This window comes from uncultured Fibrella sp., from assembly GCF_964250085.1.
Classification (GTDB): Bacteria; Bacteroidota; Bacteroidia; order Cytophagales; family Spirosomataceae; genus Fibrella.
Genome location: NZ_CAXUEC010000007.1, coordinates 315,689 through 333,957 on the forward strand (window position 1 = coordinate 315,689; position 18,269 = coordinate 333,957).

The following is an 18,269-nucleotide window of genomic DNA, read 5'->3' on the forward strand; positions in this document are numbered from 1 at the left end:
TACTACTATTTACGGCTCTCCAATCGGTCAATTTGCCGGAAATTTATTACTCGTCATTCGTTCATAAGAAATTCTACATTAGCTTGAACCCGTTCCACTTACCTTCTAGTGAACAACCCAACGTCACACTTGTTAGTAAACCTATGGTAAAACGTTTAGCAAAAAAAACCTTTTCTGTTTTCAGACAACTAGCCGATAAACCCGTCAGATGGGTGCTGGAACGGTCAGGGACCCGGCTTCTTACCAAAGAGCAAACAATTACCCGCTTAAGAAGCCACAAGCAGCTCGTCTTCCCGGCAACACATGTCAAGCTTCCTGAGATTCACAAGCTTACCGACCCTACTACGGTCATTTTTCAACCGACCGAATCGTTTACAAATCCCTCATTTGTCTGGTCACTCGACCGGGCGGCGGGTGAGGCAACGCTTTTGCCTTACGGGGCGGTCAAGCTGGATGCCGATGTGCTCTGCACAGATTATGATACCGACGGGTATTATACCGATTTATTCAGCAAAGCCCAGCGCAAAAGTCAGCATACTACGACCTTGCTTGCGCCCTGGAGCCAGTATCTGGATGGTGCCCGATTTGGTGGCTACTACGACTTTGTGCTGTTGGTGGCGGCTAAACTGGCACGCATGAAAGAGGCGATGCCAGCCGATGAGTTTGCCAAAGCGGCGGTTGCCTACCCCCTTTTCGATACATCTTATGAGCGGGAGTATTTTTCGCTGCTTGGTATAGAGGCTGATCAGCTTTTTGATAGCCGCACCAACGCGTTTACCTTTGAGCGCTGCATACTGGGCAACAGCGGGCATTGGTTTTACCCCAACCCCGCCGATATTCTTACCTTGAAGAAACAGGTTGAAAACCGCCTGCCGCCTGAGCCAGCAGAGCCCCGTCGGATTTATATCAGCCGTTCGGGTCGCCGCCGAATCATGAACGAGGCCGCCCTGATTGATCTGCTTAAACGCTTCGATTTCAGCATTATAGACGACGTACCCAGGTCTGTTTCGGAGCAGGTAGCGATCTACCGAAGTGCATCATTTATTGTGGGGCCACACGGTGCTTCGTTCAGCAATATTATCTGGTGTAACCCAGGTACACATCTGCTCGAGCTTTTTTCGCCCAACTACACACCCAATTTCTTTCAGCACCTGACCAACGTGCTGGGTCTACATTACTCCGCTTACTACACAGGTAAACCGGCTCAAAATCGGGGAGTTATCGAAGCACTGGAAGAAGATATAACCGTTTCAATTGACGAACTGGAGCAGTACCTGAACGCGCTACTGTAGACACAGCAGCGTGTAGTCAGCGGCTAAAATCCACTTATCGGTTGGTTCGTTGTAGTTTCCGCTTCGGCTGAGTTGGTAGCTCTGCCATATCTGATTTGCTCGTACTGTCCAGGTAATCACCACCAACCCGGTTCAACACCGTCAGTATTGGTTGCTGGGTTACACGTTCGTAGAGACTCAATAATTGCTTCTCGGTTCGGCCCCAGGCGGCATTAGCGTCAATAATCAACAGAGATAAAGCACTCTGTTTCATCATATACACCGGAATCTGGTGATTGATCAGCGATGGCAACTCCAGCAGGATACGGTCATACTGAGCCGGATCAAAATCAGCATCATGGTCGAGCAGGTATTCCAGGCTCGTTACGTTCATGAAATCTGGCCGAATGGTGTAGGGCAGGTACGTTACGCCTAGTTCTTCTTCGCGCTGCTCGTGGCCCGTTTCGCGCGGATAACAGCAGACAACGCGTAGTTCTGCCTCGGCAAACAGCCGGACAAGGCCAGTGGCCACCCAGTTCTTACCCTGCTCGGGACGAACGCTGAACAGTGTAATGATGGGTGGAAAGGGCTTATTTGTCACCTGCGCAATTTCGATGTTAATGGCGTTCAGCAGTTGCTCGAACATACTCCGCGACGCTCTTGTCACCTTGGAATAAGCGAGTGGATTTTTCACCGTTGGAAACATGGCTGACACCGGACGACCGATGAGCTCTTCGGCTTGTTCGGGCGACTTGATCCGCTTGTCGAGCCAGAACCGCAGTGCCATGATCAGCAGGGCAATGAATATACCAACGCCAAGCCCAACAATGACCAACTGCTTCCGTTTCGAGGCGAGGGGCGATGCCGGAAAGTTGGGTGGATCGAGTATTTCGAGTTTCCCGCCTACCGATACGTCCTGCTGACGGGTACGTGACTGATCTACCTGATTGAGCAGGTCCGTGTATTCTTTTTCGGCCAGTGCCAGTTCCCGGTTCAACTGCCGAATCTGCGACCCCAACGGACCATATTCAGTGGTCTTAGCTTCGAACTCCCGAATCCGCTTTTCATATACTTCCAGTTTGGCCGATGATTCTTCATACTCCAGCGATTTAGCCAGCCGGTCGGCAGCAATTGTTTGCTGGGGCAGTGCGTCGGAGTTATCGGAGATGGCATCATATTTCTGGGCACTGGCTTTCAGGTCTTCCGTTGCCTGGTTGACGGCCGCCTGTAATCGCACAATCGTACTCTTAGGCTGATTGTAGGCACGGGCATTGGCCAGTTGGCTTTCGGCATCGCTCAGTTTCCGTTGCTTAGCGTTCAGGTCAGCGCTGGCCAGTTGTACACCGCTTTGCTGCCCCGATCGTTTGTTCAGCGCATCCAGTGCTGCTTTCGCCCCATTGCGCCGCATCTTTTCCTGGTTGTACTCGCTAATCAGGGCTTCGCGTGATGCAGCCACATTGCGGGCTTCTTCATCATAATCGAGCACCTGATGGTTGGTGCCGAAGGCGCGCAGGGCAGCATCGGCGGCATCGAGCCGGGTTTTGGCCTGCTTTAGTTTATCTTCGTAAAAACCCACCACCGACTTTGTCTCCGACGTTTTGAAGTACGTATTCCGCCTGTTCAGCGCCTCAATAGCATAATTCAGGGTACGTTGGGCCACGGCCGGGTCGTTGGCTTCGTACTCCATCATCAACACGTCGTTTGTATTTTTCCGGGGTGACGCCTTTAGCTTTTCGCTGATTTTTGAGATTGAATAATAGGTGTCGGAATTCAACAGCAAGCTCTTGATCGGATTCGCCGTTGGCAGTTTGGCCAGGCTGTCGAGGGCCAGGCGCAGATCAGCGTTGCTGGCATAGATGGGTAGTTCCTCGCGGACGTAGCCGGGTATCGCCTGTTGCAACTTCTGATAACCGTCGGCACCCAATACCAGGCTGTCGGGTTGTTGCAGTTGCAGGTGATCAGCTAATAAACCCACGCTCACCTGAAGCATCGTTTCTTTCGACATGAGTGTGGAAAGCAGGTTATCGAAGGCACTCGTCGACCGGTCCATCGACGAAGACAGTTTATCGGTCAGTAGGGTGTAGCCCGACGTGAGGCCGGTGTACAGCGATGCTTCCGACTTGTAGGTCTTGGGTTCGTTGCGGGTCAGGTAAAAAGCCGTAGCTGCCGTAACAAGCGGAATCAGCAGGAACCAGAGGACATGCTGTTTCAGAAGGCGCAGAAGATTGTCGAACTGCATACGGAGTTGTTATATTCGTTTCAACCGCTGAATGGGTACGCCCATCAACGCTTCGAAATAGTGGACATTTTTAAGAAAATCACCTTTTACCTGTTCTGAAATTGCCCGGGTCTGAACATACTGTGTGGTGATACTTGCCATGGCGATAGCCGTAATACGCCCTTTCTGAAGATCCAGTTCGGCAAGCCGGTAGGCTGTCAGCGAGGCTTGTTCATCGATCAGGCGAATTTTCAACATCTGCTGGGCCGTAATCATATCCTGATAAATATTGATCAACTGCTGTTTCAACTGCAACTCAAGCACATCGCGCTGTAATTCGGCGGCGCGCTGGTTTGACCTTGCCTGCTGAACAACATGCTTCCGTCCGAAAAGATCATAAAGTGAAATCCGAAAATCGACGCCTACCCGGTAGCCATTAGCGATTTGGCCTAGTGAATTACGGGTAGGGTCACTGGCCGAGCCAGTTGCCAGAATAGTCTGGTTACCCGTTGAATAGTTTGCGTTACCTGATAGGTTCTGGTAGATCTGGGTACGTGTTACATCCACAGCGGCACCTAATCCATTGACCACCTCGTTCTGGTATTTAACCAAAGGTGAATACGCTATAGCCACTTTCAGTAACTGATCGAAGGGCAGAAGCTGCACGGCAATATCCTGATTGACATCGAGATACAGGGTATCACCCGGTAATCCGGCCGAACGGCCAAAGGCGACCATGCCTCGCGCTCCGGTATTCTGAGCAGTAGCCGACAGCGTGCAGAACAGGCATGAAACGACAAAAAGTAAACGTAGTAAACGAGGACTACCCACGAATGTAGAGAGGCGATTGAACAGTAAAACACATGAACACATGACTAAAGTTACACAACCAATTCCGCAGTTGCTTCACTTAGCCTCGTATCCTTTTGACTGGGATTGACGACGTATGTCACGTGATGCCCTGTGAGGCTCGTTGTCGGGGCGCCCTCACGTCGGACGCACCCGCATAGGGCGGTACAAACTAATCGATGGATGGTTAGCCAATCTGTGTTGTCGAGGCAGCGGATACTGAATCGGCTGTCTGAGTGGTCCGGGCGGCTTTTTCCCAGATACCTGAGATTCCACCTTGCCAATAACGTACCAAACCCAACACGACACACATATTCATGAAGACAAAATAAAAGGGAACGAATGCAGGTTTCCAGCGTGTCTGCCGGTCTTCGTTCTGGTAGCCTATATAAGCCAGGCCGTAGAAAAGTAATTGTCCCAGCAGGAGCACGCCCCAAAAGGCAAGCGATAACGGAGCGGCATCGTTCAGAACCAGTTGAGCCAGTATGCCTATGTTGAGCAAGAAGAGTAATGGAAGGCAAAACGGGGTAACAGCCCAGCGCAGCACTCGATGTGATATGTACTGGAAACTGAGCCAGCCATACCGGACAATATTCAATAAGGCTGTGAGGCGTTGGATAGACTGAAATCCACCCGTGGCAATACGCACTTTCCGCTTTTGCTCTTCGCGAATAGAGGGCGAAGGACGCTCCAGTGCGTAGGCTTCCGGTTCGTATTCCACCCGAAATCCACGGGCGGCAATGCGCAACGAAATCATAAAATCATCGAGAAGCGTGTCGGCTTCTACGGGCTCATACAGTTCGGTACGAATGGCAAAAAGTTCGCCTGCTGCGCCCACAATCGTGTGTAAATCAGCGTCAAACCGTTTCAACAGGGATTCGTAGCGCCAGTAAAGACCTTCACCGCTACCCGTTGCGGCTTCGGTCGACTCCATCTGAATTCGCTTCTCGCCCGTTACAGCACCCACGCCGGGCTCATCGAATTTCCGCACCAGTCGGCTTACGGCTTCCAGATTTAGCGTCGTGTTGGCATCCGTGAAAATCACCAGCGGGGTACGTGTCAGCCGCATGGCGTTGTTCATGGCTTCAATCTTGCCCAACCGCTGTGTACCCGAAAGTATCGACAGGTTGGGTACGTTCCTTTTCTGTGTTTCCAGCCACTCGGCTGATCCATCGGTTGACCCTTCGACGACGAAAAGAAAATGCAGCCGATCGACGGAGTAGCTCTGCGCCAGGCAGTTCTGTAGTTTGGCAGGCAGGCAGTCGATCTCATTGTAGGCAGGCACCACAACCGTTACGTGGGCGGCTTCACCTGCCGGGGGCAGCACTCGCTGGCCGATGCCCAGTACCCGCCGCATTTTTACCAATGCATACAATACCAGCCCATATCCCAGGTACGTATACACGACAAGGGACATTAGCAACCAGAAAAGCGTAATCAGAAACATATCAAGAAGGTCAGATAAATTAGACGTTTTCCTGTTGCCAGAGGCTGAAGAACGTTTTGTAGATGATCTGCATGTCTTTGGCGAACGAGAAGGTCTCTACATATTCAATATCCAGGTTTATCCGCTCCTGCTCATCCATCCGATCTTCGCCACGGGCCCGTTTTTCGACCTGCCAGAGTCCCGTCAATCCCGATGGGCCGGCGAATCGTTTTACGGCCTGATCGGTCGTGAGCTTTTCAGCTTCGTAGACAGGTAGCGGCCGATTACCAACAATCGACATGTCGCCTTTCAGGATATTGATGAGTTGCGGCAGCTCATCAATACTACTGTTTCTCAAGAAGTTACCGAGCCGGGTGATCCGTGGGTCATTACGGAATTTCACGAAGGCGGCCCCTTTTTCGCCGCGGCGCAAGTAGTCACGCTCACAGACATAGCGGTCCTGATCGAATAGTTTGCGCTGACAGGTTGAGGCAATCAAGGCGCAATTTTCGCACAAACCCGTATCGTCGGCTGGTCCGGCTACCGCTTCCGACTCCTGGTTGTACATATTGTTTTCCGATGCCATCTGTTTCAGCAGTTGATCGGCTTCAACGCGCATTGTCCGGAACTTGATCATACCGAAAACGCGGTAGTTAGCCCCTACCCGTTTCGATTTGTAGAAAACGGGCCCTTTCGAATCAAGCTTGATCAGGATCGCTACGATGAGCATCAAGGGGCTAAACACGATCAATGCCTGTAGTGAAGCCGCAATATCGATCGCTCGTTTCCAGGTAGGCAGTTTAAACCGGAAAATCTGGTCCTGTTCCTGCGCATCGGGTTGGGCTGATACACGCCGCATCAGCGTCAGGAAAAACTGAATTCGTTTTTCGAGTTGTACGGTATCCGCCAGTGAAAGCAGATCAGTGACCCCCGCCCGAAGAGCGAGTTGCACCGCTTCTTCGGTCGATTTATTACATAGCAGCAGGATGGGCACACTCTGCGTGAGTGTTGTAGCCCGCAATGCGGCGAGCGACTCTACATTACTTTGATTCTCATTGACAATAATGAGCGCTGCCGACTGTCGATCTCTCATCCAGGCGATGGCATCATCGATCCGTTGATACCACCTGATCAGGTAGGATGAGTCAACCAGAGCAGATATCTGACTAAATACGGCTTCTTCTTTTTCAACCAACACCAAGCAGGTTGCCGTTTGCCGGTTTATTTCCGCACGTATCATAAGTAATTGTGAGGCTAGATTTCAACGAGAACAAACAGAGGGTGGCCTCAAAAAATCGGCACATTATAAATATGGCACGAAGTTTGTTAGCCCTGAAGCCACCTTTTTTCTGTTATAAATTGAGCGAGCTAGGCGACCAGAAGCGCTTCAGTAGGGAAGAATGCATTGGAATTACGGGCGTTTCATCCCGCTCTACGGTTACCATATACCGATTGCTCAACGTGCGCAGGGTAACGCTCACTTCAAGCGGATTGAATGGCTTGGCTATGTGCGCATCTGCACCTGCTTCAAGGCAGGCAATGCGCGTATCGCTATCCGATGCATCAGAGAGAATCAGAACGGGAGTTCTTTCCGATAATTTATTCATTCTCACTAATTTAACTAGCTCAAGACCATCAAAAAATGGCAGATCTAATTCGGTGATAATGCAGTCAAATTGCCGCCCCTGTACCAATAAACGAACAGCATCGCGGCTGTTTGTTGCAACGGTAATTACGTAATCTGCACGAAGTGTCTGCGTGAGAACTGTGGCAATGTGGGGGTTTTCTTCGATGATAAGGAGACTGCGGCTTGATTTTTTCATGGTTGATTCTGTAATGGGCGGCTTTTCAGTGTGACGATGGCACGATTATTGTTTTATTCTCAACAGACGAAAGCAAATTTCTGGTTAAGTCAAAAACTTTCCGATTCGTTGCGTCAAACTTTCTGATGCCACAAAAGCTCCTTTTCAGGTCGCTTGTTGGGCATATTGTGTATAACCTCATCGGATTTAATGCTTTAGACTATACTACTGTACGTGTAGTCACAGGAATAATCAGGTTTTAATTATTCCATGTTTTAAGCACTCTCCCCCAAGTATACTCTTTGTGGGTTAATAGCTAAATTAGCTAGCTAAGCATACTATTCAGTCCCATTATTTCTTGCCTTCTTTATACAAGATATAGGCCTTCATTTATAGCTTCCTGATGAAGCTGTATATACTTAAAATAACGCGAAAACTTTTGCAGTAATAGTTAGCAACAACTTAAAGCTTTATTACCAAAAGCGGCTATTTTAGTCAAATTTTTAGTTATTTTTACTTGGTATTCGTGTATTAATCAAGTACCTGTATACTTATCGAATAGCTCGATTTTCATACGAGTGTATCCATTAGTTTAGCCTAAAAATAAGACTTTTTACTTACACATATAAATTAGTAAGGGAGAGGCATTTAATAAATCGATAAGCTGACTGATTCAAACTAAAGCAAAACCAGTACCTGCTCACCTTGTCAGCTATATATTTAGTGGACGGTCTGTGGCGAGATGCCTCGCGTAACGTCTAAATTAAAAAGATGCTTTGCCATGTCTTAAACAGATATAAAAGCATACTCCCGATATTGTATTAATCGCAGAATATGTTTTTAGATGGGTTGGTCTAAACTACCCTTTACTATGCCTATTGATCCGTTGCTACGTACGCCTTTGACCAACGAACCGGAGTATACTGTCGACCGGCTTGTAGATACGATTAGCCGCAGTTCAGGTCAATCTATTGCAGTCGTATTTGATGGTAATTCATTGACTTATTCGCAACTCGATGCCGAGGCCAGCCAGGTTGCTCAACTTCTGTTACGAACAGCACCAGATGCTGATTTAATTGGCATCAGTACTACCCGTAGAGTAAGCTTAGTTAGTCAGATCCTGGGCATTTTAAAGGCAGGGAAGGCTTATCTACCGCTCGACCCATCCTATCCGCCCACCCGCCTTCAGCAAATCATAGACAGCGCCCAGTTGACCCACTGCCTGGCCGATGTGGAGGAGGCAGACCTGTATGAACAATTTGGTGTTACCGTTCCGACGGAAAAGCCAGATACAACCAGCCCCCTCAAAGCGGGGTCAGGGTCACCAACGCTATCGGTAACAAAGCAAAATCCCGTTGCCTGTATATTATATACATCGGGCTCCACGGGTATACCTAAGGGCGTTTGCCTGGGCCATGCGGGGCTGATCGACCTGTTGCGGTGGCAGGCTGAACACGGTACGGCTCAACCCGGCACGCGCGCGCTCCAATTCTGCCACCTGAGCTTTGATGCCTCCTTTCAGGAAATTTTCGTTCCGCTAACGACCGGTGGTACCGTTTACCTGATCGACGACTCGTATCGGCTCGATGCGGCCCGGCTGCTCCGCTTTATTGCCGACAACGCGATCAACCGGGTATTTCTGCCGTACGTTGTGCTGCAATACATGACGGAAGCCGCCGAAAGACTCAACCTGTTTCCAGCCACTCTTCAGGAAGTGATCACGGGCGGCGAACGGCTGCGCATCACGCCCCAGATTCGCCGGTTCTTTACCGAACTGCCCGAGTCTACGCTCATGAACGTGTATGGCCCTACGGAAACCAGCGTTTGGGTAACCGAACATAAACTTAAAGGCGACGCCCAGAACTGGCCCGCGCTACCACCAATCGGTACCCCGATTGCCAACGCCGATATCGTACTCCTGACCAACGACCTGACGCTGGTTGAGAACGGGCAGGTAGGCGAACTCTATGTTGGTGGCCCGTGTGTGGCGCTCGGCTACCTAAACCGACCCGACCTTACCGCCGAACGCTTCCTTCGCTGGACTCATCCCGAGAAGGGAGACATGGTCATTTATCGCACCGGCGATCTGGCCAGCTACAGCCTGTCTCGCCCAGGCGGTGTTACAGGTGAAGAATCGGCCATTCCCACGCTTGATTTTATGGGGCGGGGCGATGATCAGGTTAAAATTCGCGGCAACCGGGTTGAACTGGGAGAAATTGAAGTAGCCCTTGCTCACCTGCCGGGGGTGCAGCAGGCAGTGGCCGTAGCCCAGGAAGGTGCGTCGGGGCAAAAAACGCTGCTGACCTACGTCATTGTCGATGCGGGATCGCCTATCGACGGGCCTACACTCCGGCATAAGCTGTCGGGTACGTTACCTGATTTTATGCTACCTGCCCAGGTGATCGTGGTTGACACGTTTCCACGTACGACCAGCGGTAAAGTGGATAAACTGGCGTTACCCAGGCCGGAGCCAACCCGCCCGAGCCTCGCCACTATTTTCCGGGAGCCGGGTACGTCGCTGGAGCAACAGATTGCTGATTTCTGGGCCGATCTTCTGGAAATTTCGCCCGTTGGCGCCGACGATAATTTCTTTGATCTTGGGGGCAATTCACTACTCGCCCAGAAGACTGTGGCGTTTATGGATACGATTGGCCAGACGCTGCCCATTACGAAACTATATCAGTACCCAACCGTAGCCGGACTGGCGGCATTTCTGCAACCAGCCAACTCGCCTGCCGCAACGGCTCAGCCCATTCGTCAGGTACGTCAGCGCGATACGTCGGGTGGTGATATTGCTGTCATTGGCATGGCGGGGCGTTTTCCGGGAGCCAATTCTATCGACGAGTTATGGCAGGTGCTAACGGAAGGACGGGAAACGACCCGTTTCTTTACGCCCGATGAGCTAGACCCGTCTATTCCGGCTCAGGTACGTTCCAGCCCCGCTTACGTACGCGCTCGGGGTGTGCTAGCCCAGGCTGATCAGTTCGACCCGGCGTTTTTTGGCCTCACCCCTGCTCTGGCCGACCTCATGGACCCACAACAACGGGTGTTTCTGGAAATTGCCTACGAAGCGCTGGAACAAACCGGTTACCTGCCGCAGCTAGCCGGCCCGGCACGCAACGAAGTAGTGGGCGTTTGGGCGGGTTGCGGAAACAATACGTACTTTCTGAATAACGTGTTGCCGAATCCGGCGGCGGTAGATCGGGTTGGTGCTTTTCAGGCCATGACGGTGAATGAAAAAGACTACATCGCCTCACGCACGGCTTATCAGTTGAACCTGAAAGGACCGGCCGTTAGTGTATACTCGGCCTGTTCAACGTCACTGCTGGCCATTACGCAGGCCGTCGACGCGCTCCGAAACGGACAGTGTACGGTGGCGTTGGCGGGTGGGGCGGCTATTACCGCTCCGGTAAACAGTGGCCATTTCTACGAAGAAGGCGCTATGCTGAGCCGGACGGGCCAGTGCCGGTCGTTTGATGCCGATGCCAGTGGTACGGTTTTCAGCGATGGGGCTGGCGTTGTGCTGTTGAAACCACTCGATGCTGCTCAACGCGATGGTGACCTGATTTTCGCCGTTATAAAGGGCGTAGGCGTTAGCAATGACGGTGGCGGCAAGGGCAGTTTTACGGCACCCAACGCCGAAGGGCAAGCCGCCGCCATTCGGCAGGCACAGGCCGACGCCCAGGTTGATCCGGCTACCATCAGTTATGTAGAAGCGCACGGCACGGCCACGCCCCTTGGCGACCCGATCGAATTCGATGGATTGACGATGGCTTTCGGGCCACAGCAGGAGAAACAGTTTTGTGCGCTGGGCTCTATCAAGAGCAACATGGGCCACCTCACCCAGGCGGCGGGTGTGGCCGCGTTGATCAAAACGGTGCTGGCGCTGCTTCATCAGAAACTACCCGCTTCCCTGCATTTCGAGCGGCCTAATCCCGCCATTGATTTTGCCAATAGCCCCTTCTTCGTAAACACCACTCTTACCAATTGGCCGGCCGGTGAATTACCCCGTCGGGCGGGCGTTAGCTCATTTGGCGTGGGCGGCACCAACGTGCACGTTGTGCTGGAAGAAGCGCCGGTGGTTACGCCAGAGCCGATTGACAAACCATCGTCTGAGCGTCCTTATCAGATACTGACCTGGTCGGCGCGATCGGTGGCTAGTCGGGAAGCGTATGCGGCCCGGCTGGGTATATACCTGCAACGGCCGGCCACGCCAACACTGTCTGATGTGGCTTTTACATTGCAAACTACGCGTCCGGCGATGGGGAATCGGCGGTTTGTGGTGGCAGCAGAGCCAATGCAAGCGAGCAACGCCTTACTGGAGCAAGACACCAATACGCACACGCTCAACGGGCGGCCCGGCGAAGTGGTGTTTGTCTTTCCCGGACAGGGCGCTCAATACCTGGGCATGGGCCATGATTTTTACAAATACGAGCCCGTTTACCGCGATGCCATAGACGTCTGCGCGGAACTGCTGGCTCCCCACCTCGATGTCGATATCCGGTCGGTGATGTATCCCGAAACGGCTGATCTGACGGCGAAAGAATTGCTCAAAAACACGCGCTATACGCAGCCAGCCCTATTCGTGACCAACTATGCCCTGGCTCAACTGTGGCAAAGCTGGGGTATTGCGCCAACCGTTCTATGCGGCCATAGCGTGGGTGAGTTCGTAGCGGCGCATCTGGCAGGCGTCTTTTCGCTGCCCGATGCCTTACGCCTGATTGCCATGCGCGGCCAGTTGGTTGGTTCGTGCCCAAGGGGTAGCATGTTGTCGGTTCGTCGGCAGGTGGCTGAGGTAGAGGCGATGTTGCCAGGTACGTTATCGGTGGCAGCTATCAACAGCCATACGCTCTGTGTCGTGGCTGGTTCCGACGAAGACATCGCCGCTTTTGCCCAATACCTGGATCAGAAAAGTATTCCCAACCGGGTACTCGAAACCAGTCACGCGTTTCATTCGGCCATGATGGACCCGGTGATACCGACTTTCACCGAAACGGTGCGGCAGGTTACGCTTTCCCGCCCCCAGAAGCCGATTGTATCTACAGTTACCGGCACGTGGCTGACCGACCAGCAGGCTACTGATCCGGGCTACTGGGCGGGGCATCTGCGCCAGACTGTTCGATTTGCCGATGCGCTGGATACGATTCTCGCCCTTCGGAACCCGCTTCTGCTCGAAGTAGGTCCGGGCAATAGTAGTACAACCTTAGCCCGTCAGCAGGCCGGGTCAAAATCGGCCGACAAACGGTCAATGACGGCTGTTGCCAGTTTACACCGGCCTGACGAACAGACTGATTACCAGGCACTTTTATCCGCGTTGGGTACACTCTGGCTGCAAGGGGTTGAGCCGAACTGGAGTGCTTTTTACGCAAACCGGCCGCATCAGCTAGTTCAGTTGCCCACCTACGCATTCGACCGGAAACGATGCTGGGTCGATCCGCCCGCCGGCGCCGTTCCGCTGATTCCTACGCAGGGAAGTCAGGCGGGTTCGACAGGCGAATCGGCGGGTGGCACTTTTGCCCAAAACCAATTTGCACAATCCATTGATTATCAACCTGTTTTAGTACAAGAAGTTAGTCCCCAATCGGCACCAACCCAACTTATGAGAAGTGAGCATCTACTGAATCAAATCAATACGCTACTCGAAGATGCGTCGGGAATTGACCTGGCAGGTACGTCACCTACCACGTCGTTTCTTGAAATAGGCCTCGATTCACTCCTGCTGACCCAGGTGTCGATCAGCCTGCGCCGTACGTTCGGCGTTCCCATCACCTTCCGGCAGCTCAGCGGCGAATTCGACAACCCGCAAAAGCTGGCAACGTACCTGGACGCCCAACTGCCAGCCGACGCGCACCAGCCCGCCCCGGTAGCGGCATCCGCGCTCTCAGCCGCGCCAGTTGCCTATGCCTCCCAGCCAGTTAATAACCAGCCTATTATGACTCAACCGGGTGGTGATTCGGCACTTGGCCTGATTGCGCAGCAGTTGCAGATCCTGGCTAAACAAGTGGCACTCATGCAGGGTGGAACGGTGGCTCCGGCTCCAGCCGTTTTGCAACCCGCTGCTGTTGTGGCTGTAACGCCAGCGAGCGCGCCAACGGCCAGTGCAGCCCCGAAGTTGGCGGTATCGCTGCCAACGGCTGATATTACGCCGGAAGAAGCGGTTGAACTCAAAAAGCCCTTTGGCGCTACGGCCCGCATCGACCGGCAGATAACCGGCCTCACCGAGCCACAAAAGCAGTTCCTGGCTGAACTGACCACCCGCTACAATCAGAAAACCGCAAGCAGCAAAGCGTATACGCAGCAGCACCGGGCGCAAATGGCCGATCCGCGTGTGGTGTCGGGATTCCGGCCGCTGACGAAGGAGATTGTCTATCCGCTGGTAATCAACAAGTCGAAAGGCAGCCGCCTCTGGGATCTGGACGGTAACGAATATATCGACGCGCTCAACGGATTTGGCGCTACGATGTTTGGGCATCAACCCGACTTCATTAAAGAGGCACTGCACGAACAGGTTGAAAACGGGTACGAAGTTGGCCCACAACATGAACTGGCGGGCGAGGTTTGCCAGTTGGTCTGCGAGTTCACGAAATTCGACCGGGCGGCGTTGTGCAGCACCGGTTCCGAGGCCGTACTCGGCACCATGCGCGTAGCCCGGACGGTAACAGGCCGGTCGTTGATTGTGGCCTTTACCGGCTCTTACCACGGTATCGTAGACGAGGTACTGGTGCGGGGAACCAAGAAACTGAAGACGTTTCCGGCAGCGGCGGGGATCATGCCAGAAGCCGTTCAGAACATGCTTATCCTCGATTATGGCACCGACGAAAGTCTGCGCATCATTCGCGAACGCGCCCACGAACTGGCGGCTGTTCTGGTGGAGCCGGTACAGAGTCGCCGTCCGGAGTTTCGCCCGATCGAGTTTCTGAAAGAAGTACGGGCCATCACTGAAGCATCGGGAACGGCGCTGATCTTCGACGAAGTGATTACCGGCTTCCGCATGCACCTCGGCGGGGCACAGGCTCTGTTTGGCATTCAGGCCGATCTGGCTTCGTACGGAAAAGTAATTGGCGGCGGGCTGCCTATCGGCGTGATTGCGGGCAAAAAAGCCTTCATGGACGCGCTGGACGGTGGTTTCTGGCAATATGGCGACGACTCGTTTCCAGAAGTGGGCGTAACTTATTTTGCTGGTACGTTCGTTCGGCATCCGCTCGCGCTGGCGTCGGCCAAAGCGTCGCTGTTGCATTTACAGGCCGAAAGTCCATCGCTGCAAAAACGCCTGACTCGCTACGCTGAGCAACTGGCTACGGCATTCAATGCCCGCTTCGACCGGCAGAAATTGCCGATTGTGGCAACGCAGTTTGGCTCGCTCTGGCGGTTGAAGTGGACGGAAGATGTAGCCTATGGCGAGCTGCTGTTTACGATGATGCGCGAAAAAGGCATTCATATCTGGGACGGTTTCCCCTGTTTTATCACTGAAGCTCACACCGACGCAGATATTACCACGATCCGTGAAGCCTGCCTGAGCAGCATCGACGCCATGATTTCGGCTGGTTTCCTGACACCAGGCGTGAAAGAAGCGAACAACGTACCTGGCGTATGGTCGGCCGATCACCCGCCTGTGCCCGGTGCCCGCCTTGGCCGCGACCAGTCCGGTAACCCTGCCTGGTTCATCGCCGACCCTGATAATCCAGGTGCCTATCGGCAGTTGGAGATAGAGGCATAAGGCGGGGGCCGGGTACGCTGATAAACAACGTACCCGGCCACAGGGCAAGACAATTTTGAGGTAAACGATCTGTTTTCTACGGCAGTTTGTTACATCTTTATACAAACTTGTTTTGCCCCTACCCTATGATTTCTTTGCGTAACTGGCCGTTACTCCTGACGGTCACGCTTGGCTTGTCGATACCAGCGTTTGCTCAATCGAAAAAAGCCACACAACCGCCCGTTGCCCGCTTCGATCCGGCCGCACCAATCCCATTTGATAAGGCCGTGAAGGTGGGCAAGCTCCCCAACGGACTGACGTATTACATCCGGCAAAACGACGAACCAGCCAAACGTGCTGAACTACGGCTGGTGGTTCGGGCGGGGTCGGTGCTCGAGAATGACGCGCAACAGGGCCTGGCTCACTTCATGGAGCACATGGCCTTCAACGGCACCAAAAACTTCCCCAAAAATGAATTGGTCAATTTCCTGCAATCGTCGGGCATTCGGTTTGGGGCTGATCTAAACGCCTACACCAGTTTCGACGAGACGGTGTTTGAATTGCCCGTTCCGACCGATTCGGCGAAGGTGTTCGAGCGGTCGATGCAGATTCTGGAAGACTGGGCTCATAACGTCAGCTTCGACACGACGGAGATCAACAAAGAACGCGGTGTGGTACTCGAAGAATGGCGGCTGGGGCGTGGTGCGCAGCAGCGGATGCGCGACAAATATTTTCCGTACATCCTCAACAACTCGCGCTACGCCAACCGCCTGCCTATTGGCAAAGACAGTATCATCCACACGTTCAAGCCCGAGGTGCTGCGGGCATTTTACAAAACCTGGTACCGGCCCGACCTGATGGCCGTTATTGCCGTGGGCGATTTCGACGTAAATAAGGTCGAAGCCATGATCCGGCAAAAGTTCGGGCGGATTCCGAAAGCGGTTTCGCCCGCGCCGCGGCCAACGTACCTGATTGATGCGCATAAAGACACGAAAGTGGTAATCGTAACGGATAATGAACAGCCGAACACCACGATCCAGATCATTTATAAACGGCCCGAACTGAAAGACCGTACCCTGGGCGACCTGCGCGCCGACATCACTCGCGAGCTGTTCAACGCTATGCTCGGCAACCGGATTCAGGAGTTGACCCAGCAGGCCGACCCGCCGTTTCTGTACGGAGCCAGTAACTACGGCTCTTTCCTGGGTAATCTGGATGCATTCACGGCCTACGCCGTGGCGAAAGAAGGCAATATTCAACGGTCGGTTCAGGCGTTGCTCAACGAAACATCCCGTGTAAAACAGTTTGGCTTTACGGCCACTGAAATGGCCCGCGCTAAAACCGAACTGCTGCGCGGTGCTGAACAGGCGTATCTGGAGCGCAACAAAACGCGTTCGGCCAATTATGTGGGCCAGTATGTTGGCAATTTCACCGACCAGGAGCCGGTCGTCAGCATCGATTATTACTACGATTTTCTGAAGCAGAACCTGGGGGGCATCGGCCTTCCCGAGATCAACAGCCTGGTGGATCAGTTTATCCGTACCGAAAACAGGGCGGTGGTGATTCAGGCACCGGAGTCAGACAAGGGGAAGCTGCCCAGCGTCAGCGATGTCATTGGCTTCATTGATGCCGCCGGAAAAGACCTGACCGCCTACGATGACAAAGTACTCGACAAGCCGTTGCTTGCCACGCCTCCAACACCCGGCCCGGTGGTCAGCGAAACCAAAATCGAGAAGATTGGCGTGACCGAACTACGCCTGAAAAACGGCGTGCGCGTGGTGCTGAAACCAACGATGTTTAAAAACGATCAGATCCTGTTTACAGGCAATAGCCTAGGCGGCACGTCGCTCTACGAATTACCCGACTACCAAACGGCCCGCTTCGCATCGACGCTGGTTAACCTGGGCGGCACAGGCGAATACAGTCAGGTACAACTCGGAAAATTCCTGGCTGGCAAAGCGTTGAACGTATCGCCTTACATCTCAGAATTGGGCGAGGGAATCAGTGGTGGCACAGCGCCAAAAGATCTGGAAACGGCCCTTCAGCTTCTGAACAGCTACTTTACACAGCCTCGACGCGATCCAGACGTGGTAGCCGGTTTCCTATCGAACCAGAAAAGTGCGCTGGCCAACCAACTCGCCACGCCAACACCCCAGAAGGTATTTCAGGATACAATTTCCGTAACGCTGGGCAACAACAATCCACGTCGCCAGCCAATTACACCCGCCGATCTCGACCGTGTGAATCTGGACCGGGCCGTTCAGATTTACAAAGAGCGGTTCGCCGACGCCAGTAACTTTACGTTCGTTTTCGTCGGAAATTTCGACGTAGCCACCATTCGCCCCTTGCTGGAGACGTACCTGGGCAGCCTGCCCACGACAAATAGTAAAGAGACCTTCCGCGACCTGGGCATCCGGGCACCGCAGGGGCAGTTGAGCAAAACCGTCCGGCGGGGTGTCGATCCGAAAGCAAGCGTTCAGTTGGTCTATACCGGTAATTTCGATTGGTCGCCCGAAAATGCTACGCAGGTAGATGCACTGGCCGAAGTGCTGGAAATTAAGCTGATCGAGCAACTGCGCGAGGCAGAAAGCGGCGTGTATGGCGTATCGGCAAGCGGTGTGTATGGTCGCTATCCGGTGCCACGCTACACATTCCGTATCAACTTTGGCTGCGCACCCGACAATGTGGAAAAGCTGATAGGGCTGGTGAATAAGGAAATTGCCAGGCTAAAAACCAGCGGTGCCGACGCCACCGATATTGCCAAGTTCAAAGCCGAAACGCAACGTGAGCAGGAAGTTCAACGAAAAGACAACAGCTTCTGGCTGAGTTATTTGTCGAACCAGTATTACAACGGCGATGATCCGCTCGAACTGCTTCGCGAGCCGGAACTGATGAAGCAGGTAACGGTAGAGAGCACAAAAGCCGCCGCCAACCGCTACCTCGGCGATAACCTGATCCGGTTTGTGCTGCTGCCGAAGGAGTAGGGGTAAAATGCTGTAAACCGAAA

Annotated in this window: 8 protein-coding genes; 3 read left to right on the forward strand and 5 right to left on the reverse strand. The window is 53.2% G+C overall.

Translation table 11 applies throughout. From position 1 onward, the window contains the following. Positions 1 to 143 precede the first annotated feature (143 nt). Complete coding sequence (locus ACFE8Q_RS21380; protein WP_375447473.1) at positions 144 to 1,292, forward strand: DUF563 domain-containing protein; 1,149 nt, start codon at positions 144 to 146, stop codon at positions 1,290 to 1,292. A gap of 34 nt (positions 1,293 to 1,326) precedes the next feature. Here ACFE8Q_RS21380 and ACFE8Q_RS21385 read toward each other — a convergent pair whose 3' ends face one another. The 5 genes from ACFE8Q_RS21385 to ACFE8Q_RS21405 all read right to left on the reverse strand — a co-directional run bounded on the left by ACFE8Q_RS21385 (position 1,327) and on the right by ACFE8Q_RS21405 (position 7,587). Beyond that, positions 1,327 to 3,510, reverse strand: a complete 2,184-nt coding sequence (locus ACFE8Q_RS21385) for a GumC family protein (protein ID WP_375447474.1) — start codon at positions 3,508 to 3,510, stop codon at positions 1,327 to 1,329. 9 nt (positions 3,511 to 3,519) lie between these two features. Further along, complete coding sequence (locus ACFE8Q_RS21390; protein ID WP_375447475.1) at positions 3,520 to 4,320, reverse strand: TolC family protein; 801 nt, start codon at positions 4,318 to 4,320, stop codon at positions 3,520 to 3,522. A 205-nt stretch (positions 4,321 to 4,525) separates the two neighbouring features. Then, positions 4,526 to 5,785 (reverse strand): glycosyltransferase family 2 protein, encoded by a 1,260-nt coding sequence (locus ACFE8Q_RS21395; RefSeq protein WP_375447476.1) that lies wholly within the window; start codon positions 5,783 to 5,785, stop codon positions 4,526 to 4,528. Positions 5,786 to 5,804: 19 nt separating this feature from the next. Further along, the gene (locus ACFE8Q_RS21400; RefSeq protein ID WP_375447477.1) at positions 5,805 to 7,004 is read right to left on the reverse strand and encodes a sugar transferase; all 1,200 of its coding nucleotides are present in this window, start codon (positions 7,002 to 7,004) and stop codon (positions 5,805 to 5,807) included. A 112-nt stretch (positions 7,005 to 7,116) separates the two neighbouring features. Then, the gene (locus ACFE8Q_RS21405; protein WP_375447478.1) at positions 7,117 to 7,587 is read right to left on the reverse strand and encodes a PleD family two-component system response regulator; all 471 of its coding nucleotides are present in this window, start codon (positions 7,585 to 7,587) and stop codon (positions 7,117 to 7,119) included. 850 nt (positions 7,588 to 8,437) lie between these two features. Here ACFE8Q_RS21405 and ACFE8Q_RS21410 point away from each other — a divergent pair. Beyond that, positions 8,438 to 15,283 carry an amino acid adenylation domain-containing protein gene (locus tag ACFE8Q_RS21410; RefSeq protein WP_375447479.1) on the forward strand — a complete coding sequence of 2,282 codons (6,846 nt, stop codon included), beginning with the start codon at positions 8,438 to 8,440 and terminating at the stop codon, positions 15,281 to 15,283. 125 nt (positions 15,284 to 15,408) lie between these two features. After that, on the forward strand, positions 15,409 to 18,246 hold the full coding sequence (locus tag ACFE8Q_RS21415; RefSeq protein ID WP_375447480.1) for a M16 family metallopeptidase: 2,838 nt from the start codon (positions 15,409 to 15,411) through the stop codon (positions 18,244 to 18,246). Positions 18,247 to 18,269 lie beyond the last annotated feature (23 nt).

Coding starts and splice junctions, on each gene's coding strand:
- ACFE8Q_RS21380 (WP_375447473.1), top strand. CDS start 144: ATGGTAAAACGTTTAGCAAAAAAAACCTTTTCTGTTTTCAGACAACTA.
- ACFE8Q_RS21385 (WP_375447474.1), bottom strand. CDS start 3,510: ATGCAGTTCGACAATCTTCTGCGCCTTCTGAAACAGCATGTCCTCTGG.
- ACFE8Q_RS21395 (WP_375447476.1), bottom strand. CDS start 5,785: ATGTTTCTGATTACGCTTTTCTGGTTGCTAATGTCCCTTGTCGTGTAT.
- ACFE8Q_RS21400 (WP_375447477.1), bottom strand. CDS start 7,004: ATGATACGTGCGGAAATAAACCGGCAAACGGCAACCTGCTTGGTGTTG.
- ACFE8Q_RS21405 (WP_375447478.1), bottom strand. CDS start 7,587: ATGAAAAAATCAAGCCGCAGTCTCCTTATCATCGAAGAAAACCCCCAC.
- ACFE8Q_RS21410 (WP_375447479.1), top strand. CDS start 8,438: ATGCCTATTGATCCGTTGCTACGTACGCCTTTGACCAACGAACCGGAG.
- ACFE8Q_RS21415 (WP_375447480.1), top strand. CDS start 15,409: ATGATTTCTTTGCGTAACTGGCCGTTACTCCTGACGGTCACGCTTGGC.